Source organism: Pseudomonas sp. JL3, from assembly GCF_031570575.1.
GTDB classification, from domain to species: Bacteria; Pseudomonadota; Gammaproteobacteria; order Pseudomonadales; family Pseudomonadaceae; genus Aquipseudomonas; species Aquipseudomonas cucumis.
On the sequence record NZ_JAKWJK010000003.1, the window covers coordinates 374,779 to 396,138 of the forward strand.

General features: G+C 59.1%; 18 protein-coding genes. 6 read left to right on the plus strand and 12 right to left on the minus strand.

The window, feature by feature from the left end; all coding sequences use genetic code 11:
* Nucleotides 1-105: 105 nt before the first annotated feature.
* Both lexA and sulA read left to right on the plus strand, forming a co-directional pair.
* Nucleotides 106-714 (plus strand): transcriptional repressor LexA, encoded by a 609-nt coding sequence (gene lexA, locus MMG91_RS08120; protein WP_007907770.1) that lies wholly within the window; start codon nucleotides 106-108, stop codon nucleotides 712-714.
* 10 nt (nucleotides 715-724) lie between these two features.
* Nucleotides 725-1,198, plus strand: coding sequence for an SOS-induced cell division inhibitor SulA (sulA, locus tag MMG91_RS08125; protein ID WP_310659293.1), 474 nt, complete (start codon nucleotides 725-727; stop codon nucleotides 1,196-1,198).
* A 93-nt stretch (nucleotides 1,199-1,291) separates the two neighbouring features.
* On the opposite strand, the gene MMG91_RS08130 is transcribed toward sulA, so the two are convergent.
* From MMG91_RS08130 to MMG91_RS08160, 7 genes are all read right to left on the minus strand, one after another.
* Complete coding sequence (locus tag MMG91_RS08130; protein ID WP_007907774.1) at nucleotides 1,292-1,525, minus strand: hypothetical protein; 234 nt, start codon at nucleotides 1,523-1,525, stop codon at nucleotides 1,292-1,294.
* Nucleotides 1,526-1,666: 141 nt separating this feature from the next.
* Nucleotides 1,667-2,191, minus strand: coding sequence for a DUF6586 family protein (locus MMG91_RS08135; RefSeq protein WP_310659294.1), 525 nt, complete (start codon nucleotides 2,189-2,191; stop codon nucleotides 1,667-1,669).
* Between the two features lie 138 nt (nucleotides 2,192-2,329).
* Nucleotides 2,330-4,957: a type I DNA topoisomerase gene (topA, locus tag MMG91_RS08140; protein ID WP_305505608.1), complete on the minus strand. Its 2,628-nt coding sequence runs from the start codon at nucleotides 4,955-4,957 to the stop codon at nucleotides 2,330-2,332.
* A gap of 114 nt (nucleotides 4,958-5,071) precedes the next feature.
* On the minus strand, nucleotides 5,072-5,308 hold the full coding sequence (locus tag MMG91_RS08145) for a DUF1653 domain-containing protein (RefSeq protein ID WP_007907781.1): 237 nt from the start codon (nucleotides 5,306-5,308) through the stop codon (nucleotides 5,072-5,074).
* 98 nt (nucleotides 5,309-5,406) lie between these two features.
* Nucleotides 5,407-6,582 (minus strand): acetyl-CoA C-acyltransferase FadA, encoded by a 1,176-nt coding sequence (fadA, locus tag MMG91_RS08150; protein WP_305448974.1) that lies wholly within the window; start codon nucleotides 6,580-6,582, stop codon nucleotides 5,407-5,409.
* Between the two features lie 30 nt (nucleotides 6,583-6,612).
* Nucleotides 6,613-8,760, minus strand: a complete 2,148-nt coding sequence (gene fadB, locus MMG91_RS08155) for a fatty acid oxidation complex subunit alpha FadB (protein WP_305505606.1) — start codon at nucleotides 8,758-8,760, stop codon at nucleotides 6,613-6,615.
* A gap of 539 nt (nucleotides 8,761-9,299) precedes the next feature.
* On the minus strand, nucleotides 9,300-9,737 hold the full coding sequence (locus MMG91_RS08160) for a hypothetical protein (RefSeq protein WP_305448972.1): 438 nt from the start codon (nucleotides 9,735-9,737) through the stop codon (nucleotides 9,300-9,302).
* Between the two features lie 104 nt (nucleotides 9,738-9,841).
* Here MMG91_RS08160 and MMG91_RS08165 point away from each other — a divergent pair, with 104 nt between their 5' ends.
* Nucleotides 9,842-10,279: a universal stress protein gene (locus MMG91_RS08165; RefSeq protein WP_310659295.1), complete on the plus strand. Its 438-nt coding sequence runs from the start codon at nucleotides 9,842-9,844 to the stop codon at nucleotides 10,277-10,279.
* Between the two features lie 190 nt (nucleotides 10,280-10,469).
* Here the strand turns inward: MMG91_RS08165 and MMG91_RS08170 are convergent, their stop codons facing one another.
* Nucleotides 10,470-12,389, minus strand: a complete 1,920-nt coding sequence (locus tag MMG91_RS08170; RefSeq protein WP_305448971.1) for an ATP-binding cassette domain-containing protein — start codon at nucleotides 12,387-12,389, stop codon at nucleotides 10,470-10,472.
* A gap of 212 nt (nucleotides 12,390-12,601) precedes the next feature.
* Between MMG91_RS08170 and MMG91_RS08175 the strand changes: the two genes are divergently transcribed.
* A complete protein-coding gene (locus MMG91_RS08175) occupies nucleotides 12,602-14,530 on the plus strand; it encodes a transglycosylase SLT domain-containing protein (protein WP_310659296.1) in 1,929 nt (642 codons plus the stop codon).
* 79 nt (nucleotides 14,531-14,609) lie between these two features.
* Here MMG91_RS08175 and MMG91_RS08180 read toward each other — a convergent pair whose 3' ends face one another.
* Nucleotides 14,610-16,403, minus strand: a complete 1,794-nt coding sequence (locus tag MMG91_RS08180) for an ABC transporter transmembrane domain-containing protein (RefSeq protein WP_310659297.1) — start codon at nucleotides 16,401-16,403, stop codon at nucleotides 14,610-14,612.
* A gap of 258 nt (nucleotides 16,404-16,661) precedes the next feature.
* On the opposite strand from MMG91_RS08180, the gene MMG91_RS08185 reads away from it, so the two are divergent.
* Nucleotides 16,662-16,841, plus strand: coding sequence for a PA1571 family protein (locus MMG91_RS08185; protein WP_305505601.1), 180 nt, complete (start codon nucleotides 16,662-16,664; stop codon nucleotides 16,839-16,841).
* Between the two features lie 189 nt (nucleotides 16,842-17,030).
* Here the strand turns inward: MMG91_RS08185 and pdxB are convergent, their stop codons facing one another.
* Nucleotides 17,031-18,173: a 4-phosphoerythronate dehydrogenase PdxB gene (gene pdxB, locus MMG91_RS08190; protein WP_310659298.1), complete on the minus strand. Its 1,143-nt coding sequence runs from the start codon at nucleotides 18,171-18,173 to the stop codon at nucleotides 17,031-17,033.
* Between the two features lie 180 nt (nucleotides 18,174-18,353).
* Here pdxB and MMG91_RS08195 point away from each other — a divergent pair, with 180 nt between their 5' ends.
* A complete protein-coding gene (locus MMG91_RS08195) occupies nucleotides 18,354-19,763 on the plus strand; it encodes an MATE family efflux transporter (RefSeq protein ID WP_310659299.1) in 1,410 nt (469 codons plus the stop codon).
* On the opposite strand, the gene tusA is transcribed toward MMG91_RS08195, so the two are convergent.
* Entirely contained in the window at nucleotides 19,760-20,011 is a 252-nt protein-coding gene (tusA, locus tag MMG91_RS08200; protein ID WP_007907805.1) for a sulfurtransferase TusA, read from the minus strand. The two genes, MMG91_RS08195 and tusA, sit on opposite strands and share 4 nt — an antisense overlap.
* A gap of 185 nt (nucleotides 20,012-20,196) precedes the next feature.
* On the minus strand, nucleotides 20,197-21,270 hold the full coding sequence (gene rlmM / locus MMG91_RS08205) for a 23S rRNA (cytidine(2498)-2'-O)-methyltransferase RlmM (protein ID WP_305505595.1): 1,074 nt from the start codon (nucleotides 21,268-21,270) through the stop codon (nucleotides 20,197-20,199).
* Nucleotides 21,271-21,360 lie beyond the last annotated feature (90 nt).

Genomic DNA, 21,360 nt, shown 5'->3' on the forward strand with positions numbered 1-21,360 from the left:
AGCGAGCAAAATGACCGTCCAGCGGCCGACAAAAAAAGGGGCATTGCCAAGACCAGTTCACTGTATATAATCCCAGTCACTGTATAAAAAGACAGAGCGATCAATATGCTAAAGCTGACGCCACGCCAAGCAGAGATTCTGGCCTTCATCAAACGTTGCCTCGAAGACAACGGCTACCCGCCGACCCGCGCGGAAATCGCTCAGGAACTGGGTTTCAAGTCGCCCAATGCGGCGGAAGAACACCTCAAGGCGCTGGCCCGCAAGGGGGCGATCGAGATGACCCCGGGCGCCTCCCGCGGCATCCGCATCCCGGGCTTCGAAGCCAAGGCCGACGAGTCCAGCTTGCCAATCATTGGCCGGGTGGCTGCCGGTGCGCCGATCCTCGCCCAGCAGCACATCGAAGAATCCTGCAACATCAACCCTTCATTCTTCCATCCTCGCGCTGACTATCTGCTGCGGGTCCATGGCATGAGCATGAAGGACGTCGGCATTTTCGACGGTGACCTGCTGGCAGTCCACACCACCCGTGAAGCCCGTAACGGCCAGATCGTGGTGGCGCGGATCGGCGACGAAGTGACCGTCAAGCGCTTCAAGCGCGACGGCAGCAAGGTTTGGTTGATTGCCGAAAACCCTGAATTCGCCCCTATCGAAGTCAACCTGAAAGATCAGGAACTGGTTATCGAAGGCTTGAGTGTCGGCGTGATTCGCCGCTAAAGGAGGCTTTATGCAGTTCCCACATACCTCACAGCAAGCCCAACTGCCGTTGTTCGAGGCCTTCATGGCACAGCCATTGGCGCCGATTCTGAAAGACGTGGTCGAATCGCCCTGGAGCGCTGAGCCTGAAGTCTTCAGCGAGCTATCACTGCGCGGCGCGGCCGGGAACTGCCTGAACCTTCTGGCACCGATTCTCAGGGAACTGAGTCAGGATCAGGATGCACGCTGGCTGACACTGATCGCCCCGCCTGCCAGCCTGACACAAGTCTGGTTACGGGACGCCGGTCTGAACCGTGAGCGCATTCTGCTTCTGCAACCGCGCGGCACGCAGAGCGCTCAGCAGTTGACCTGCGAAGCCTTGCGACTTGGTCGCAGCCATACGGTCGTCAGCTGGCTTAACCCGCTGAGCACAACGTCGCGGCAACAGTTGATCAGCGCCGCCCGTATCGGGGATGCGCAAAGTCTGAATATTCGACTGGGTTAACTGACAAACACTGTGCGCGCTGAACAGCGCGGGGCTTCTCCAGGGATAGAGAAGCCAATCTGTAGAGGTATTCGAAGAATCCGACGGGCGGGATCAATGAAGAACCCGTGGCCCCTCTTCCTTATCAAATTCGCCTTCAACCAGGCGTCCTGCCATCTGAACACCGACGCTCAACATCGCCTTGGCGACTTCCACATGCTGGCCTTGCAGGAAAACCTTGGCATCCTCGGAGAAATCCAAAGTAACCAGAGAACCCTCGTCCTCGGCCCTGCGCAGCTCGATTCGGCCGTCTGGTAACTCGACAATTTCTAGAAAGGATGTTGGCATAAAGGTCTGTTCTCCACGAAAGGCGGGGATTATATAGGCATCAGCCAAGCTTCGCTCGGGATCTTGACCAAATGCCATCACGAAGAGAAATTTCTGACATCACTCTTCCTTGAGCGGACCTATCCCTAAACACTCAATCTTTCAGCACTCGTTCAACCCTTCGCGAAACCGAATCGCCAGACCTTTAAGGTTCTGACGCCAGCTCTCCAGCTCTTCCCGACTCAACTCCTCCGGTGCCTCTTCCTCATCCAGATTAACGGCCAGAATGAGCGGCTGCGTCACATCGCCCTTAGGCTTGTGCGGAGCGCGAGGCGGCTGAAACAGTGCGGCATGTGCCGACAGCAGCTTGGCCAGCCAGGTTTCAGGGTTTTGCGCCAGCTCAACCATCTCGGCCATTTCCGGAATAGCGATGGTTTCGAGCACCTCGCGGGTCAGCAGCATCTCTGCCCGCGACGCATTGGCCTGAGGCAGCCGATAGAAACCGGCGATTTCATGGCACAGCCCCAACAGCGCACCGTACAGGTGAAACAACGCCGATTCGCGCCCGGCCTGAATCAGTGCCAGGGAGTTCATCGCCCGCCCCTCTTCGGCTTTGGCGAGTGCTTCCAGCGACAGGCCGGCGAAATAAATCTTCTGGTTGGTACGGGTATAGAGTTCGTGGGCCATGACGGCAGCCTCCACAACGAAATAATTGCTTCACGCAGGTCAGACAGTGTCGTGGATCACCTGAGCTTCCCGCAAGCCCAAAACAAAAGGCCGCATGAAAACCCGAGGGTTGTCATGCGGCCTTTTGTGTCCAGCCTTTTAAGCCTTGGCTGATGGACGCTTGTCTTCAACCGTCCACTTACCGCCGTCGTAATATGCCTTCCAGCCAGTCGGCTTACCGTCGACCTCTGTCTGCACGTACTGCTCTTTTGTCTTGCGGCTGTAACGGATCACTGCTGGGAGACCGTCTGGATCTTTCTTCGGCGCTTCGCAGAGGAAGTGATACTTCGGATCGATCTCATCCTTGTGCGGCACGATCTCCATGACCAATGGAGCACGAGTCTCGCGATTTTTCGGGAACTGGCTGGCCGCCAGGAACAGGCCGGAAGCACCGTCGCGCAGGATATAAGTGTCGTTGACCTTTTCGCATTTGAGCTCAGGCATCTTCACCGGATCCATCTTCGGCGGCGCCGCGTCACCGCTTTTCAGCAGCTTGCGGGTGTTCTTGCAGGTGGCGTTGGTGCAACCGAAGAACTTGCCGAAACGGCCGGTCTTGAGCTGCATCTCGCTGCCGCACTTGTCGCACTCCAGGCTCGGACCTTCGTAGCCCTTGATGCGGTAGGTGCCCTCTTCGATTTCGTAACCAGAACAATCCGGGTTGTTACCGCAGATGTGCAGCTTGCGCTTCTCGTCGAGCAGGTAAGCGTCCATGGCCGTGCTGCAGATCGGGCAGCGGTGCTTGCCACGCAGGACCAGCGACTCGGACTCACCCTCGTCGTCCGCGGCGATTTCATCGCCCGGCACCAGGTTGACAGTGGCTTTGCAGCGCTCTTTCGGCGGCAGGCTGTAGCCTGAGCAACCGAGGAATACGCCCGTCGAAGCAGTGCGGATCTGCATCGGACGACCGCACAACACACACGGAATGTCAGTCATTACCGGCTGGTTGGCGCGCATGCCGCCTTCGGCGCTTTCGGCTACTTCGAGTTTCTTCTTGAAGTCGCCGTAGAACTCGTCGAGCACGTTTTTCCAGTCGCGCTCGCCCTGAGCGACGTCATCGAGGTTCTCTTCCATGCCGGCAGTGAAGCCGTAGTCCATGAGATTGGAGAAGCTCTCGGCCAGACGCTCGGTGACGATGTCGCCCATCTTTTCCGAATAGAAACGACGGTTGTGCAACGCCACGTAGCCGCGGTCCTGGATGGTCGAAATGATCGCTGCGTAGGTCGAAGGACGACCGATGCCGCGTTTTTCCATTTCTTTTACCAGGCTCGCTTCCGAGTAACGCGCCGGCGGCTTGGTGAAGTGCTGAGTCGGATCAAGCTTGATCAGCTTCATCGCGTCGCCCTGGGCCATATCCGGCAGCACATCATCATCGCCTGGTTTGGCAATTTGCGGCATGACGCGGGTGTAACCGTCGAACTTCAGGATGCGGCCCTTGGCACGCAGTTCGAAGTCGCCGGCACCGACGGTGACTGTGGTCGACAGGTATTGCGCCGGCAGCATCTGGCAGGCCAGGAATTGGCGCCAGATCAGTTCGTAAAGCCGTTCGGCATCACGCTCCATGCCCGACAGCTTGCTTGGCTCGGTATTGGCGTCGGACGGACGAATCGCTTCGTGAGCTTCTTGTGCGCCTTCCTTGCTGCTGTAGACGTTCGGGCTTTCCGGCAGGTATTTCTTGCCGAACTCGCCTTCAATATAAGTACGCGCCATCGTCACGGCATCGGCCGAGAGGTTGGTGGAGTCGGTACGCATATACGTGATGTAGCCGGCTTCGTACAAACGCTGGGCCATCATCATGGTTTTCTTCACACCGAAGCCCAGGCGGTTACTCGCGGCCTGTTGCAGGGTGGAGGTGATGAACGGTGCCGACGGCTTGCTGCTGGTCGGTTTGTCTTCGCGCTTGACGATGCTGTAGCTGGAAGCCTTGAGCTTCTCCAGCGCGGCCATGGCCTGGGCTTCGTTCAGCGGCTTGAAGGCTTCGCCTTTCTCGCGAGCCACGTCGAAGCGCACGGTCGCGCCCTTGGCGGTGCCGAGGTCGGCGTGAACTTCCCAGTACTCTTCCGGGTTGAACGCGCGGATTTCACGCTCGCGCTCCACCACCAGCTTCACGGCAACCGATTGCACGCGACCAGCGGACAGGCCACGGGCGACCTTGGCCCACAGCAGCGGCGAAACCATGTAACCCACCACGCGGTCGAGGAAGCGACGCGCCTGCTGGGCGTTGACACGGTCGATGTCCAGCTCGCCCGGTTTGGAAAAGGCTTCCTGGATCGCTTTCTTGGTGATTTCGTTGAACACCACGCGCTTATAGCGGCTGTCGTCACCACCGATGGCTTCGCGCAGGTGCCAGGCAATGGCTTCCCCCTCGCGATCCAAGTCGGTTGCGAGATAGATGGTGTCAGCATCTTTGGCGAGCCGGCGCAGCTCTTCGATGACTTTTTCCTTGCCCGGGAGGATCTCGTACTTGGCTTTCCAGCCATGATCGGGATCGACACCCATGCGCGAGACCAGCTGCTTGCGCGCTTTCTCTTTCGGCGTGAGCACCGGACCTTCACCTGCAGCGGCCTTGCCGCGCTTGGCAGCAGGCTCTTTGCTGGCGCTAGCCGAACCGCTGGTGGGCAGGTCTCGGATATGGCCGATACTCGACTTCACCACGTATTGGTTACCCAGATACTTGTTGATGGTCTTGGCCTTAGCCGGGGATTCCACAATGACCAGCGATTTGCCCATGGATCAGAAAATTCCTGAATTCTAGAAGTGAAAGGCGGTTGGCGCCTGACGCGGCACCGCTATATATAGTGGCTACAAGGTGAGGTCAAGCGCAGGGTTCTGCGCGCACTCCCCTTATGGCTGCGGAAAAACGCTCGGTTCGGCTTGCACCAAAGCAAAGCGTGGCACCTGTTCGCCGTCAACCTCGACCGACTCCAGGAACATGCTCAAGGGGCGCACCCAAAAGCCGTAATCGCCATACAGGGCTTGGTAGAAGACCACTTCCTCTTCGGTTTCCGAATGCCGCGCAACCGCGAATACGCGGTACTGCGGACCTTTGTAATGTTCGTAGAGCCCAGGTTGTATCGGCATGTTTTGGCCCTCACTCAAATTTTTTCAAAATAAAAACAAAATAAATCCGGAAAAACAAAAACCGGGGCACTTGGCCCCGGCTTCCATCAGCGAAACGCTTAAACGCGTTCGAAGACGGTGGAGATGCCTTGGCCGAGACCAATGCACATGGTAGCCACCCCGAAGGTGCCGCCATTCTGCTTCATCACGTTCAGCAAAGTGCCGGAGATACGGGCACCGGAGCAACCGAACGGGTGACCCAGGGCGATCGCGCCGCCGTGCAGGTTAACCTTCTCGTTCATCTTGTCGAGCACTTTCAAATCTTTCAGCACTGGCAGGGCCTGTGCGGCGAAAGCTTCGTTTAGCTCGAAGAAGTCGATATCGTTGATAGCAAGACCCGCGCGCTTCAGTGCTTTCTGCGTGGCCGGTACTGGACCATAGCCCATGATCGCCGGATCCACACCCGCCACGGCCATCGAGCGGATAACCGCCATCGGCTGGATGCCCAGGTCTTGGGCACGCTGCGCCGACATCACGATCATGCACGAAGCACCGTCGGTGATCTGCGACGAAGTACCGGCTGTCACGGTGCCGCCCTTCGGGTTAAACGCTGGCTTCAGAGCCGCCAGGCTTTCCAGGGTGGTTTCCGGACGAATGGTTTCGTCGTAGTCGAACAGTTTCAGGAAACCGTTCTCGTCGTAGCCCTGCATCGGGATGATTTCGTCTTTGAACTTGCCTTCCAGAGTCGCCTTGTGGGCGAGCTGGTGGGAGCGCACGCCAAAGGCGTCCTGTTGTTCGCGAGTAATGCCATGCATTTTGCCGAGCATTTCCGCGGTCAGGCCCATCATGCCCGAGGCTTTCGCCGCGTACAGTGACATGTGCGGGTTCGGATCGACACCGTGCATCATGCTCACGTGACCCATATGCTCGACGCCACCAACCACGAACACGTCACCGTTACCGGTCATGATCGCTTGCGCAGCGGTATGCAGAGCACTCATCGACGAGCCACACAGACGGCTGACGGTCTGCCCGGCCGAGGTGTGCGGGATCTGCGTCATCAAGGACGCCATGCGGGCGATGTTCCAGCCCTGCTCCAGGGTCTGGTTCACACAGCCCCAGATCACGTCTTCGACTTCGCTCGGGTCGACCTTGACGTTGCGTTCCAGCAATTTGCTGATCAAGTGCGCCGACATGTCTTCGGCGCGGGTATTGCGGTGCATGCCGCCCTTGGAGCGGCCCATCGGCGTACGACCGAAGTCGACAATCACGACGTCTCTAGGATTCAAGCTCATATACGTTCACTCTCGCTCTAGTGTGGGCGCTTAACCGAAGAAGCTCTGACCGTTTTTGGCCATTTCACGCAGCTTCGCGGTCGGGTGGTACAGCGCGCCCAAATCAGCGTACTGGTCAGCCAGGGCAACGAACTCTGCAACACCGATCGAGTCGATGTAGCGCAGCGCACCGCCACGGAATGGAGGGAAACCAATACCGTAGACCAGGCCCATATCGGCTTCGGCGGCGGTTTCGACGATGCCGTCTTCCAGGCAACGCACGGTTTCCAGGCACAGCGGGATCATCATCCAGTTGATGATGTCTTCGTCAGTGACTTCGCGCTGTTCGAACACGATTGGCTTGAGCACTTCCAGTACCGAAGGATCGGCGACTTTCTTCTGCTTGCCGCGCTTGTCGGTCTCGTAGGCGTAGAAGCCCTTGCCATTCTTCTGGCCCAGGCGCTTGGCTTCGTAGAGCACGTCGACGGCCGAACGGCGATCGTCCTTCATGCGATCCGGGAAGCCTTCAGCCATTACATCGCGACCGTGGTGACCGGTGTCGATGCCGACCACGTCCATCAGGTACGCCGGGCCCATTGGCCAGCCGAATTTTTCCATGACCTTGTCGATGCGGACGAAGTCCACACCGGCGCTGACCAGTTTGGCGAAACCGCCGAAGTACGGGAACAGCACGCGGTTGACCAGGAAGCCCGGGCAGTCGTTGACGACGATCGGGTTCTTGCCCATTTTCTTGGCGTAGGCAACGGTGGTGGCAACGGCCACTTCGCTGGACTTCTCGCCACGGATCACTTCAACCAGCGGCATCATGTGCACCGGGTTGAAGAAGTGCATGCCGACGAAGTTTTCCGGACGCTTGAGGGCTTTGGCCAGCAAGGTGATGGAAATGGTCGAGGTGTTGGACGCGAGGATGGTGTCCTCTTTGACCTTGTCTTCAACTTCGGCCAGAACGGCTTGCTTGACCTTCGGGTTCTCGACCACGGCTTCGACGACCAGGTCGACATGACCGAAATCACCGTAGGACAGGGTCGGACGAATGCCATTGAGCACTTCGGCCATTTTCGCCGGGGTCATGCGACCTTTATCAACGCGCCCCACCAGCAGCTTGGCGGCTTCTGCCAGCCCTTGCTCGATGCCGTGCTCGTTGATGTCTTTCATCAGGATCGGCGTACCTTTGGAGGCCGACTGATAAGCGATACCGCCACCCATGATGCCGGCGCCCAATACGGCGGCCTGCTTCACATCCTTGGCGATTTCGTCGTAGGCCTTGGCCTTTTTCTTCAGCTCCTGATCGTTCAGGAACAGACCGATCAAACTCTGCGCGGCAGAGGTCTTGGCCAGTTTGACGAAACCGTTGGCTTCGACTTCCAGCGCCTTGTCGCGACCGAAGTTCGCGGCTTTCTGGATGGTCTTGATCGCTTCGACCGGTGCCGGGTAGTTCGGGCCCGCCTGGCCTGCCACGAAACCTTTGGCGGTTTCAAACGACATCATTTGTTCAATGGCGTTGAGCTTGAGCTTTTCGAGCTTCGGCTGACGCTTGGCCTTGTAGTCAAACTCACCTGAGATGGCGCCTTTGACCAGATTCAGAGCCGCTTCCTGCAATTTCTCTGGCGCGACCACGGCGTCGACGGCACCGACTTTCAGCGCGTCTTCAGCGCGGTTTTCCTTACCGGCAGCAATCCACTCGATGGCGTTGTCGGCACCGATGATGCGCGGCAGACGCACAGTACCGCCGAAGCCCGGGTAGATGCCCAGCTTGACTTCCGGCAGACCGATTTTGGCGGTATTGGCCATGACGCGGAAATCTGCCGCCAGGCACATTTCCAGACCGCCACCCAGTGCGATGCCATTGATCGCGGCGACAGTCGGGACGTTGAGGTCTTCGAAATCGCTGAAAATCTTGTTGGCTTCGAGGTTACCAGCGACAAGCTCTGCATCCGGCAGCTTGAAGTTGTCGACGAATTCGGTGATGTCGGCGCCGACGATGAATACGTCCTTGCCACTGCTGACGATCACACCCTTGATCGAAGCATCTGCCTTGATGGTGTCTACAGCCTGACGCAGTTCGTTCAGGGTAAGACGGTTGAACTTGTTGACGGACTCACCCTTGAGGTCGAATTTCAATTCGACGATGCCACTTTCAAGAGCCTTAACCGTGATGGCTTTACCTTCGTAAATCATCAACTGATCTCCACGATATGGAAGCTGAACAGTACACGTCGGACGCAGGCGACTGGCTCGGCAAGGACGTTTATCGTCGATGCTACGCCAATTCACCCGGCACACCCGCCAACGCGATAGTCGGGATTCTGTAGGAGCGCTCTGTAATACAAACGCTCAATTCATACGCCCGTTTGATTCGGGTATGCCACCTTCACGGAATTTCCGGCAATTGTCAATCGCCCAAAATGCTGGTTGAAACGCGACTTTCCGGTCACTTCCGTACCACGAAGCCCTGCAACACACTCATGCATGTGAGGCCATTCATAGAATCAATAGTTAGAAAAGTCGCCCTAATTAGCGGCAGCCTGTGTTTAACAAGCTACGCTGGCGGGACCCTGAAGAAAAAATTTGAACGCTTTTGACGAGTGTCCAGCGTAAGATCAATGCCACACAGAATTACCGGCCTGCCTGGCCAACCTCAGCCCGATGATGATGTCGGGCTTTTTATTGCCTTCTGTAGCAGCTGCCGAGCCTGCGAGGCTGCTACAGATTGAGGTTCAGGCGAGTGCTTTGAGCGTGGAATCGATCTGTTGCAGAACCTCGGCCTCGCCCTTCTCGCCCCAATACAGGGCAATCATTTGCTTGTCTGCCTCGACCTTGTAGACGTTGGCAGGCAATTTTTCGAAATGATTCAGCAACACTCCATCCTCACAGACCTCCTGCCACTGATTGACCCACACGCCGGGCGCCTTTTGCCAGTAACTCCAGCACGCCGGTCGGGTGCCACGGCGCGGCCGATGGTACTGGGCGCAAGGGCTCGGTGGCTCCTGGCTCAGCCAATGCGGCCATTCCTGAGGCGCCAGCTGCATGGCCAGGCCAATGCGCCGCGCCTCCATGCGCAGGGCTATGCGCCCGCTCTGGGCACGAGAGGGGCGCAACCAGGCCAGCGGGCTCAAGACCACCAGCAGGATTGACACCACTATCCAGACCGTCATATGTGTACTCCCGATTCTTGATGAGCCCATTGAGTCACTTTGAAACCAATGCGCTTGAAACCAGCCATACTTACCAATATTGCAATCCTCAGGAGGTGCACCTCATGCCCTACCACCACATTCTGGTCGCTGTAGATCTAACCGAAGAGTGCGATCCTGTAATCCACCGAGCTCGCGAACTCTCAGTGAGCAATGGCGCGAAGCTTTCCCTGGTGCATATTGTCGAACCGATGGCCATGGCCTTTGGCGGCGACGTTCCGATGGACCTTTCCCAGCTGCAACAGCAACAGTTCGATCAGGCCAAAGAGCGCCTTGAGCGATTGATCGTGAAATACCCGGAACTCTCCAAGGAATACAGTCACTTGACCTACGGCCAGCCGCGTCAGGAGATTCACCACCTAGCCAAGGAGCAAGCGTGCGACCTGATCGTGGTGGGCAGTCATGGTCGACACGGTCTGGCGCTGTTGCTCGGCTCCACCGCCAATGACGTACTGCACGGCGCGCCTTGCGATGTGCTGGCGGTGCGCCTGATCAAAAGCTGATAACACGGAATAATGTGGGAGCGGGCTTGCTCGCGAAGACGAACATTCAGTCAGCATTGATGTGAATGCAAGTCCCTCTTCGCGAGCAAGCCCGCTTCCACAGTGAATCTATATCGGTCAGTAGATCGCATTCCATACGAAAAGCCCGGCGTTCATCACTGAACGCCGGGCTTTTTTATCGCCGGATCAATCAGGCATCCAGCTCAGCCCAGCGCTCGACCATCACGTCGAGTTCGGCCTGCAACTGCTCAAGCTGAGCGATCACCGCAGCTGTCTCGACAGCAGGACGCTGATAGAAACCGGCATCCGCCATCTGCGCTTCAACCACCACGATCTGCTGCTCCATGGCTTCGATCTGACTCGGCAACATTTCCAGCTCACGCTGCAGCTTGTAGCTGAGCTTCTTCTTTGCCACCGGCGCCTCTACTACCGCAGCGACTGGCACTGGTTCAGCAGTGACGACAGCCGAGTTCAGGTCGGCCTTGCCGGACTTGCTCTCGGTCACGCCCAACAGGCGCGGAGAGCCGCCCTGACGCAGCCAGTCCTGATAACCACCAACGTATTCGCGAACCTTCCCTTCGCCTTCGAAGACCAGGGTGCTGGTGACCACGTTGTCGAGGAATGCCCGGTCGTGACTGACCATCAGGACGGTGCCGTTGAAGGTCAGCAAGACCTCTTCCAGCAATTCGAGGGTTTCCACGTCCAGGTCGTTGGTCGGTTCGTCGAGTACCAGCAGGTTCGCCGGTTTGCTGAACAGTTTGGCCAGTAACAGACGGGCACGCTCACCACCGGACAGCGCCTTGACCGGCGTGCGGGCACGCTGCGGGCTGAACAGGAAGTCGCCGAGATAGCTCAGCACGTGACGGCTCTGACCGTCGATATCGATGAAGTCGCGACCTTCGGCCACGTTGTCGATCACGGTCTTTTCCAGGTCCAGCTGATGGCGCAACTGGTCGAAGTAGGCCACGTCGATGCGCGTCCCCTCTTCCACTTTGCCGCTGGTCGGTTGCAGACCGCTGAGCATCAGCTTCAGCAGCGTGGTCTTGCCGGTACCGTTGGCACCGAGCAGACCGATACGGTCGCCGCGCTGCAGGACCATCGAGAAATCCTTGATCAGGAACGGGCCACCCGGATGCGCGAAACTCACGTTTTCGAGGACCATGACCTGCTTGCCGGACTTGTCGGCGGTATCCAACTGAATGTTGGCCTTGCCGGTGCGCTCACGACGCTCGCTACGCTCAACGCGCAAGGCTTTCAGGGCGCGGACGCGGCCTTCGTTACGGGTGCGACGAGCCTTGATGCCCTGGCGGATCCAGACTTCTTCCTGGGCCAGTTTTTTGTCGAACAACGCGTTGGCGGTCTCTTCAGCGGCCAGCGTGGCTTCCTTGTGCACGAGGAAACTGGCGTAATCGCCATTCCAGTCGATAAGGCCGCCACGATCCAGTTCCAGGATGCGGGTCGCGAGGTTCTGCAGGAATGAACGGTCGTGCGTGATGAACAGCACGGCGCCCTGGAAATCCTTCAGCGCTTCTTCGAGCCAGGCAATGGCGCCGATGTCCAGGTGGTTGGTCGGTTCGTCGAGCAGCAGCAGATCCGGTTCGGAAACCAGGGCCTGAGCCAGCAGGACGCGGCGACGCCAGCCGCCGGACAATTCGGCGAGGGTCTTGTCGGCCGGCAGTTGCAAGCGGCTCAAGGTGCTGTCGACCAATTGCTGCAAACGCCAGCCGTCACGGGCTTCGAGGTCGTGCTGGACATGCATCAGTTTGTCCAGATCGGCGTCGGTGACGATGTTCTGGCTCAGGTGGTGATACTGCGCAAGCAGCTCGCCGACACCGTCCAGGCCTTCGGCAACCACGTCGAACACAGTCCGCTCGTCGGCTACCGGCAATTCTTGCGGCAATTCGCCAATCTTTAGGCCAGGTGCGCGCCAGACAGAGCCGTCATCGGGCTTCTGGTCGCCCTTGACGAGCTTCATCATGCTGGACTTGCCGGTGCCATTGCGGCCGATGATGCACACCCGCTCACCACGGGCGATCTGCCAGGACACCTTGTCCAACAACGGCGTAGCGCCGAAAGCAAGGGACACATCGCTGAATTTGAGCAGGGTCATGAGCTTCTCCAAAAACCGGGGGCGCATTCTACCTGAAACGAGGCTTCAGAAGGCCGGCAATTTCGCTGTGACAGCACTCTGACAAATAATTGTTGCGAACTTGTGCCGGCAGCCCGGCAAAGCTTTCGCCGGTTGCTGGCAAAAGGCTAAGCTACATATATTAAGTGCGGGCGTTGCCGGCACATGTCACGATTTCTCTGCCCGGATGCCTCATGCGCAGTCGCCTTTTCAGTTTTTTTTCATGCTTGCTTCTTACCGCCGCTGCCGCTCAATCCGCTCAGGCGGTGGACCTGTCTACCCAGCGCCAATATTACGACGAAGCCAAGCGCGCCCTGGCCAAGGGCGATTCCGGCCCTTATTTCCGTTATAGCCAGGCGCTTAGCGATTACCCGCTGGAACCCTACCTGGCCTATGACGAACTGACCGCGCGCCTGAAAACCGCGAGCAACGCCGAAATCGAGAAATTCCTCGCCGAACACGGTGACCTGCCCCAAGCCAACTGGATGAAATTGCGCTGGTTGCGCTGGCTGGCCGAACGCGGCGATTGGGCGACTTTCGTCAAGTATTACGACCCCAAGCTCAATTTCACCGAACTTGACTGCCTTAACGCGCAATATCAGATCAGCCATAACCGCAAGGTCGAGGGCTATGCCAACGCCGACAAGCTTTGGCTGAGCGGCAAAAACCAGCCCGAAGCTTGCGATGGTTTGTTCGGCATGTGGGCCGCCGAGGGTCAACTGACTGAACAGAAACGCTGGGAGCGCACCAAGCTCGCCGCCCAGGCGCGCAACTATGCGCTGGCCAACAGCCTGATCAATGGCTTGACGACCCTCGCCCCACGCGGTCGCCTGCTGGTGGATGTGGCGCAGAAACCCGAGCTGCTCAATCAGCCGTCGCGTTTCATCCCCGCCGACGAACCCATGTCCGATATCGTCAGCCTCGGCCTGCGCCGCCTGGCCCGTCAGGATCCGGACAGGGCCATCGCCCTGCTCGACGGTTACGCCAACAGCATGCACTTCTCACGTGACGAAAAAGTCGCGATTGCCCGGGAAATCGGCCTGACCCTCGCTCGGCGTTTCGACAGTCGCGCGCTGGATGTGATGACCAAATACGACCCGGAACTGCGCGACAACACCGTTTCCGAATGGCGCTTGCGCCTGCTATTGCGTCTGGCCCGCTGGGACGATGCCTATCAGTTGACCCGCCGTTTACCTCAGGATCTGGCCACCACCAACCGCTGGCGTTACTGGCAGGCTCGCAGCCTGGAATTGGCGCAGCCGCAAAATCCGGAAGCGCAGACGCTTTACAAGAACCTGGCTCGCGAGCGCGATTTCTACGGTTTCCTGGCAGCCGATCGCTCGCAATCATCCTATTCGCTGAACAACAAACCGCTGGTGCTCAGCCAGGCGCTGATCAACAAAGTGCGCAATACCCCCGGCATACGAAGAGCCCTGGAGTTCCATGCCCGCGGGCAGATCGTCGACGGTCGTCGCGAGTGGTACCACGTCAGCCGGCACTTCAACCGTGACGAAATGGTCGCCCAGGCGAAACTGGCTTACGACCTGAAATGGTATTTCCCGGCGATCCGCACCATCAGTCAGGCGAAGTACTGGGACGACCTGGATATCCGCTTCCCGATGGCCCACCGCAAAACCCTGGTCCGTGAAGCCAAGGTCCGAGGGCTGCATTCGAGCTGGGTATTCGCCATCACCCGTCAGGAAAGCGCCTTCATGGCCGATGCACGCTCCGGCGTCGGTGCCAGCGGCCTGATGCAACTGATGCCCGGCACCGCCAAGGAAACCGCGCGCAAGTTCAGCATTCCCCTCGCTTCCCCGCAGCAAGTGTTCGATCCGGACAAGAACATTCAGCTAGGTGCCGCTTACCTGAGCCAGGTCCACAGCCAGTTCAACGGCAACCGCGTCCTCGCCTCCGCCGCCTATAACGCCGGCCCCGGCCGCGTACGTCAATGGCTGCGTGGCGCCGATCACCTGAGCTTCGATGTGTGGGTGGAAAGCATCCCGTTCGACGAAACCCGCCAGTACGTGCAGAACGTACTATCGTATTCGGTGATCTACGGCCAGAAGCTCAACTCACCACAACCGTTGGTGGATTGGCATGAACGCTACTTTGACGATCAATGAGCCTGCTTTGAAATGCTGACAAAAATGCCCGCATCGATTGATGCGGGCATTTTTTAGGGTGCTCTACTTGGTCGGTTACTTAGTCGGTTACTTGGTCGGTTGGAGCATGGCGCCCATCACTAAACTGCAACGCCGCCAGCCGGGCATACAGTGCATTACTCGCAATCAACTCCTGATGCGTCCCCACTGCTACCAGTTTTCCTTGGTCCATCACTGCAATCCTGTCGGCGTTTTTCACCGTGGCCAATCGGTGGGCGATGACCAGCGTGGTGCGATTTTTCATCAGGCTGGGCAGGGCTTGCTGGATCAGATGCTCACTCTGGGCGTCGAGGGCGCTGGTGGCTTCGTCCAGCAGCAGGATCGGCGCGTCCACCAGCAGCGCCCGGGCGATGGCCAGGCGCTGGCGTTGCCCGCCGGACAAACCGAGACCAGCGTCGCCGAGGTGAGTCTGGTAGCCGTTGGGCAGTTGCTCGATGAAGTCGTGGGCGTAGGCGATTTTCGCGGCTTCCTGGACTTGGGCCAAAGTCGCGGTCGGGTGACCGTAGCGAATGTTCTCTTCGATGCTGCCGAAGAACAGCGCCGGGGTTTGCGAGACCAGGGCGAAGCAGCGGCGCAGGTCCAGAGGATCGAGTTGGGTCAGCGGCACACCGTCTAGCAGGATGCGTCCTTCGATGGGGTCGTAAAAGCGCAACAACAGGTCATACACCGTCGACTTGCCGGCACCGGATGGTCCCACCAATGCCAGGGTTTCGCCGGCATTGATCGTCAGATTCAGACCATCGACGGCATAGCTTTGCGGACGCGACGGGTAGGAAAAGCGCACATCTTGTAGCACCAGATCGCCCTTCACCCGTTCAGGCAAAGTCACCAGACCATGGGTCGGTGGCTGAATGATGTTTTCCGAACGCAACAACTCGGCAATCCGTTCCGCCGCCCCCGCCGCTCGCTGCAGTTCGCCAATCACTTCACTCAACGTGCCGAAGGCACCGCCAACGATCAGGCTGTAAAAGACAAACGCTGCCAGCTCACCCGCGGAAATCCGCCCGGCGATGACATCCATGCCGCCGACCCAGAGCATCACCCCGACCGCGCCCAACACCAGCAGGATCACCAGGGTAATCAACCAGGCCCGTTGGAAGATGCGCTTGCGGGCAGTGTTGAAAGCCTCTTCCACGGTCGTGGCAAAACGCTGCTCGTCCTGAACCTGATGGTTGTAGGCCTGCACGGTTTTGATCTGACTCAGGGTTTCGGAGACATAGCTGCCGATATCGGCAATCCGGTCCTGGCTAAGACGCGACAGGGTGCGCACCCGGCGACCAAAAATCAGGATCGGCGCGACCACCAGCGGCAACGCGATCACCACGATACTGGTGAGTTTGGGGTTGGTGATAAACAGCAAGACAATCCCGCCGATCACCATCAGCCCATTACGCAGAAACAGCGACAGCGAAGAGCCGATCACCGATTGGAGCAGCGTGGTGTCGGCGGTCAGCCGCGACTGGATTTCGGAGCTGCGGTTGTCTTCATAGAACCCCGGATGCAGGTAGACCAGATGGTTGAACACCCGACGGCGGATGTCGGCGACAACGCGCTCGCCGATCCACGACACCAGGTAAAAGCGTGCAAAGGTGCCAATCGCCAGACCGACCACCAACAGCATAAACACGCCGATGGATCGGTTGAGCAAATGCGGCGACCGGGTCATGAAACCCTCATCCACCAGCAGGCGAATCCCCTGCCCCATGGACAAGGTGATGCCGGCAGTAACAATCAACGCCAGCAAAGCGCCCAAGGCCGGCCAGCGATAAGGTGCGAGGAAACGGCTGGCCAGACGAATGGCGCGGCGGTGACGGGAAGAGAGCATGAGGATCATCCGAAGGTGCAACCAATGGTTTTGACCCGTCCAAGCCTACACCGGTCAACGGAATTGAACCCTGTAAATCATAATGAGTCAGGTTAATTATGACCGCGAAGACTAGTGACTAGAGATTATTGGTCTAAAGTCCGGGTGGAAACATCCGGGTATTTCTGATGGACTGAGGATGCCGACCTGAAAGATCGCAGGGAGTTGTCACAGCCCGGTCACTTGGCGGTTTTACAGTAAGCACACAACCTGATGAGGAGACAGGCCATGTCCTTGCAAAACAGCAGCGATGACAAGATTCCAGTGATCCGCACGCAGCCAGACCAGTCTCTGGGTTGCTCGATTATTGATAAGGATGGGAGCGAAATACCGATCACTGAAAACATGATCCAGGACGCTTGCCGCGAACTGGAGAAGCGATTGGTCAAGCCTGCCGAACAAGAGTGATATAGCCACCGTCTTCTTGACCCGGCTCTTTTAGCCGGGTTTTTTATGGGTGCCTTTTGAAAGTGTTGCGCACGCTATCGCGGGCAAGTCGGATCGCCGCACCGCCGCTCCCACAGGATTACCGCGATTTCGAAATTGACGCATGACCTGTGGGAGCGTGGCTTGCCCGCGATAAGGCCAACGCGGTACTCAGACAGCCAAAGCACCCAACGCCGCCACAATCTGCTGCAACGCCGGCGAATCCCCCTCGATCCGCACCTTCAACCCATCAATCTCCCGCCGTAGCGGGTAATGCTTGCGCAGCGCATCGAACGCCGCACGCTGCTCGCTCACGTTGCCGACAAGGCTGCGACGGAAATCCGCGTCGTCACGGCGCGGGTCGTACACGCCACGGCACAACATCGCCAGCGCCCAGGCCGGATCGCTGTCGGCGTTCAACGTCACTGCCGACAACCAGGGTGCTGGCAGCAAGTCGCTCAGGTGGACCTGTTCCGATTGCCCGAGGAACTCGCAAAACGCCTGATAGATCTGCGCCGTCCCGCGCTGTTTGCCGTCCAGGCTGTAACCGGCAATGTGCGGCGTCGCCAGCACACACAACTCGGCCAGTACCACATCGACCTCGGGCTCAGCCTCCCAGACATCCAGCACCGCTTGCAGGTCTTCACGCTGCAACAGCACCTGGCGCAGGGCGGTGTTGTCGATGACCGGGCCACGACTGGCGTTGATCAGCCAAGTGCCAGGCTTGAGCTGGTTCAAGCGGGTTTTATCGAACAGATGCCAGGTCGCCTGAGGGCCTTGTTTGTCCAGCGGGGTGTGCAGACTGATGACGTCGCATTGCTCGATGATCTGCTCAAGACTGACGTAATCGCCCCCTTCAGCGGCTTGCCGTGGTGGGTCGCAGACCAGCACGTTCCAGCCCAGACCTTGCAGAGCCTTGACCAGCCGCCCACCCACTTCACCGGCGCCGACCACGCCGTAGGTGCGTTGAGTCAGGTCGGCACCTTCGATTTCGGCCAGGGTCAACAGGCTGCCCAGCACGTAATCGACCACACCCCGGGCATTGCAGCCTGGCGCGCTGGACCAGGTGATGCCGGCCTGTTGAAAGTAATCCAGATCCAGGTGATCGGTGCCGATGGTGCACGTGCCGACAAAGCGCACCTTGCTGCCTTCGAGCAATGCACGGTTGACGTTGGTCACCGAGCGCACCAACAGCACATCGGCCTGCTCGACAGTGGCGCGGTCAATGGCACGTCCCGCCACCCGGCGGATTTCACCGAAACCTGCGAAGAAGGCATCGAGCAGCGGGATATTTTCGTCGGCAACAATCAGCATGGCAGGCTCCTTTGGCGGACCGGCAGTTTAGGCGCAGATGACACTCTGCGCCTAGCACACATCTTCTGTGAGCTGCCGGGTTGAGGGATTACAAATCGGTAACACAGGATTTTTCCTGACCACTGCGTCAAGGCGTAGAATGCGCCGCCTGCGCATCAAAACCCTTTTGGACGTTTCGCCTTGGATTCCGTGACAGACCGCCCCACCGCTATTTCCCTCAACCGCCCGGCCCGGGTTCGCCTGGAGCTGAAAAACCTGCTCGGCCTTGCGTTGCCGATCATGATCGCGCAACTGGCGACCACCGCCATGGGCTTCGTCGATGCGGTGATGGCCGGTCGTGTCGGGCCTCGAGATCTGGCGGCCGTCGCGCTGGGCAACTCGATCTGGGTGCCGGTGTTTCTGCTAATGACCGGCACACTGCTGGCCACCACCCCGAAAGTCGCCCAGCGTTTCGGCGCCGGCACGTACAGCGAGATTGGCCCGATCGTGCGTCAGGCCTTGTGGCTGGCGCTGGTGGTGGGCTTGATGGCGACCGGCATGCTGTTCAGCGCCGAACCGATCCTGCACATCATGAAAGTCGATCCCGAGCTGATCGGCCCGTGCATGCAGTATCTGCACGGCATCGCCAGCGGCCTGCCTGCCGTCGCGTTCTATCACGTGTTGCGCTGCTTCAGTGATGGCCTGGGTCGCACCCGCCCGGCCATGGTCCTTGGCCTGTGTGGGTTGGCGCTGAATATTCCGCTCAATTACATCTTCATCTATGGCCACTTTGGTGTGCCGGCCATGGGCGGGGTCGGCTGCGGCTGGGCCACGGCGATTGTGATGTGGGTGATGGCGTTGGGCATGGCCGGCTGGGAGCGCTGGGCGCCGGCCTATCAGTCGAGTGAGTTGTTCAGCCGTTTCGACTGGCCACAGTGGTCGGTGATCAAGCGCTTGCTGGGCATCGGCCTGCCGATCGGTATTGCGGTGTTTGCCGAATCGAGCATCTTCGCCGTGATTGCCCTGCTGATCGGCAGCCTCGGCGCCACCGTGGTCGCCGGGCATCAGATCGCGCTGAACTTCAGCTCGCTGGTGTTCATGATCCCCTACTCCCTCGGCATGGCCGTGACCGTGCGAGTCGGCCAGGCTCTCGGTCGAGAGGAACCGCGCGAAGCCCGCTTCGCCGCCGGTGTCGGCATGGGCACCGCCCTGGCTTATGCGTGCCTGTCGGCGAGCATGATGCTGTTGCTGCGTGAACCTATCGCTGCGATTTACACCGCCGACCCGACGGTGATTCAGGTGGCCGCGATGCTGATCGTGTATTCGGCGCTGTTCCAGTTTTCCGATGCGATACAGGTAACGGCGGCGGGTGCACTGCGCGGCTATCAGGACACGCGGGTGACGATGATCCTGACGCTGTTCGCGTACTGGGGGATTGGTTTGCCGGTGGGTTACGCCTTGGGCCTGACCGACTGGTTCGGCGCGCCGAGCGGCCCGAGCGGGCTGTGGCAGGGTTTGATCGTGGGCTTGAGTTGCGCGGCACTGATGCTGTCGATCCGCCTGACGCGCAGTGCACGCAAGCGGATCCACATCAGTCGTTCGGCGGGTTAAGCGAGTTTTTTGCGGATCCAGTAGAGGTAGGTGCCTGCCTCTTCATGCTGCGCGACCAGTTCGTGGTCGAGAAACACGCAAAACTTGGGGATGTCGCGACGGGTCGACGGGTCGGTGGCGATCACCTTCAGCAGGCCGCCAGGCACCAGGTCACGGATGTGCTGGTGCAGCATCATCACCGGTTCCGGGCAATTGAGGCCGGTGGCGTCGAGGGTGCCGTCTACCGGCGTATCGATCATTTCACTCATGATTTACTCCTGAAACTTGCCGGCATTGTCGCGCATTGCCGGGTGTCTAGTCACTGGCAGCTGATCGTTCCCTCGCTCTGCGTGGGAAGGCATCCCGTGACGCTCTGCGTCACATCCAAAGGCGGAGCGCGGAGCATCCCCGGCGGCATTCCCACGCGGAGCGTGGGAATGATCGGTACACAAAGTCAGCGGGACTTGGGTTTCTTTACGTCAAGCCGGCGAAGGTGGCAGGTCACTTCCTCACGGTCGTGATACAGCTGCTTGCAGCCGATCTCGACCCGAATGCCCCGCGCCTTGAACCCGTCGGCAATACGTTCCAGCAAGCGCTTCACTTCGGCATAACGCTGTTTCATCGGCAGCTTGAGGTTAACCACCGCTTCCCGGCAGTGCCCCTCGCCAATCCATTCTTCCAGCATTGCCGCGTTGCGCGCCGGTTTCTCGACGATGTCGCAGACCATCCAGTCCACCGGTTGCTTGGGTTTGAAGGTGAAACCGTCGGCCATCAAGTGCTGCACCAAACCGGTGTCCATCAGGCTTTCGGCCATCGGGCCGTTGTCGATAGCGGTCACCAGCATGCCGCGGTTGACCAGTTGCCAGGTCCAGCCACCGGGTGCAGCGCCGAGGTCGACACCTGTCATGTCGCTGTGCAGGCGCTCATCCCACTGGTCGCGGGGGATGAAATGGTGCCAGGCTTCTTCCAGCTTGAGGGTCGAACGGCTCGGTGCTTCACGCGGGAATTTCAGGCGCGGAATGCCCATCGGCCACATCGCCGAATTGTTCGATTCCGCCAGGCCCATGAACACTTCACGGCCACTCTTGAAGGTCAGCAACAGCCGCGGCTTGTGGGCGTCGTCTACCAGTTTGCCGGCCGCCATCAGCGCCTTGCGCAGGTGGCCTTCGAATTTCTTGCAGAAGTTCGACAGCTCTTTGCCATCGTTGGTGTCGACCATTTCCAGCCACAGGCTGCCGCACAGCGGGAAGTCCGCCATGTGCGCGAGGATCACGCTGATGCGGTCGGTTTCCGGCAGATCGATGAAGATCCCGCGAGCCCACTGGCGAGGGAAGATCAGGTCAGCAAAACGCTGACCACGCATCAGGCGCTCGGCGCCGTCTTCTTCGGTGCAGATAAATTCGGCGCAGGCGCTGGCGGTCTTGGCCTTGGCATAACCGGCCACGTTCAGCCGCGCGGCATGTTCGGAAATCTCGGAACAGACTTCGCTTTCGAAGCCCGGCCGGCAATGCATAAAGAGGGTGTTCATTCTTACTCCTGGGCAGTTGGCGAAGAATTCAGCCACTGCGCGATGCCCAGACTTGCGTTGAAGCAAAGCCTGTCACGAAAACCGGCGCAT

Bases quoted from the DNA above. Each gene is read 5' to 3' on its own strand.
- lexA (WP_007907770.1), top strand. From the start codon at position 106: ATGCTAAAGCTGACGCCACGCCAAGCAGAGATTCTGGCCTTCATCAAA.
- sulA (WP_310659293.1), top strand. From the start codon at position 725: ATGCAGTTCCCACATACCTCACAGCAAGCCCAACTGCCGTTGTTCGAG.
- MMG91_RS08130 (WP_007907774.1), bottom strand. From the start codon at position 1,525: ATGCCAACATCCTTTCTAGAAATTGTCGAGTTACCAGACGGCCGAATC.
- MMG91_RS08135 (WP_310659294.1), bottom strand. From the start codon at position 2,191: ATGGCCCACGAACTCTATACCCGTACCAACCAGAAGATTTATTTCGCC.
- topA (WP_305505608.1), bottom strand. From the start codon at position 4,957: ATGGGCAAATCGCTGGTCATTGTGGAATCCCCGGCTAAGGCCAAGACC.
- MMG91_RS08145 (WP_007907781.1), bottom strand. From the start codon at position 5,308: ATGCCGATACAACCTGGGCTCTACGAACATTACAAAGGTCCGCAGTAC.
- fadA (WP_305448974.1), bottom strand. From the start codon at position 6,582: ATGAGCTTGAATCCTAGAGACGTCGTGATTGTCGACTTCGGTCGTACG.
- fadB (WP_305505606.1), bottom strand. From the start codon at position 8,760: ATGATTTACGAAGGTAAAGCCATCACGGTTAAGGCTCTTGAAAGTGGC.
- MMG91_RS08160 (WP_305448972.1), bottom strand. From the start codon at position 9,737: ATGACGGTCTGGATAGTGGTGTCAATCCTGCTGGTGGTCTTGAGCCCG.
- MMG91_RS08165 (WP_310659295.1), top strand. From the start codon at position 9,842: ATGCCCTACCACCACATTCTGGTCGCTGTAGATCTAACCGAAGAGTGC.
- MMG91_RS08170 (WP_305448971.1), bottom strand. From the start codon at position 12,389: ATGACCCTGCTCAAATTCAGCGATGTGTCCCTTGCTTTCGGCGCTACG.
- MMG91_RS08175 (WP_310659296.1), top strand. From the start codon at position 12,602: ATGCGCAGTCGCCTTTTCAGTTTTTTTTCATGCTTGCTTCTTACCGCC.
- MMG91_RS08180 (WP_310659297.1), bottom strand. From the start codon at position 16,403: ATGATCCTCATGCTCTCTTCCCGTCACCGCCGCGCCATTCGTCTGGCC.
- MMG91_RS08185 (WP_305505601.1), top strand. From the start codon at position 16,662: ATGTCCTTGCAAAACAGCAGCGATGACAAGATTCCAGTGATCCGCACG.
- pdxB (WP_310659298.1), bottom strand. From the start codon at position 18,173: ATGCTGATTGTTGCCGACGAAAATATCCCGCTGCTCGATGCCTTCTTC.
- tusA (WP_007907805.1), bottom strand. From the start codon at position 20,011: ATGAGTGAAATGATCGATACGCCGGTAGACGGCACCCTCGACGCCACC.
- rlmM (WP_305505595.1), bottom strand. From the start codon at position 21,270: ATGAACACCCTCTTTATGCATTGCCGGCCGGGCTTCGAAAGCGAAGTC.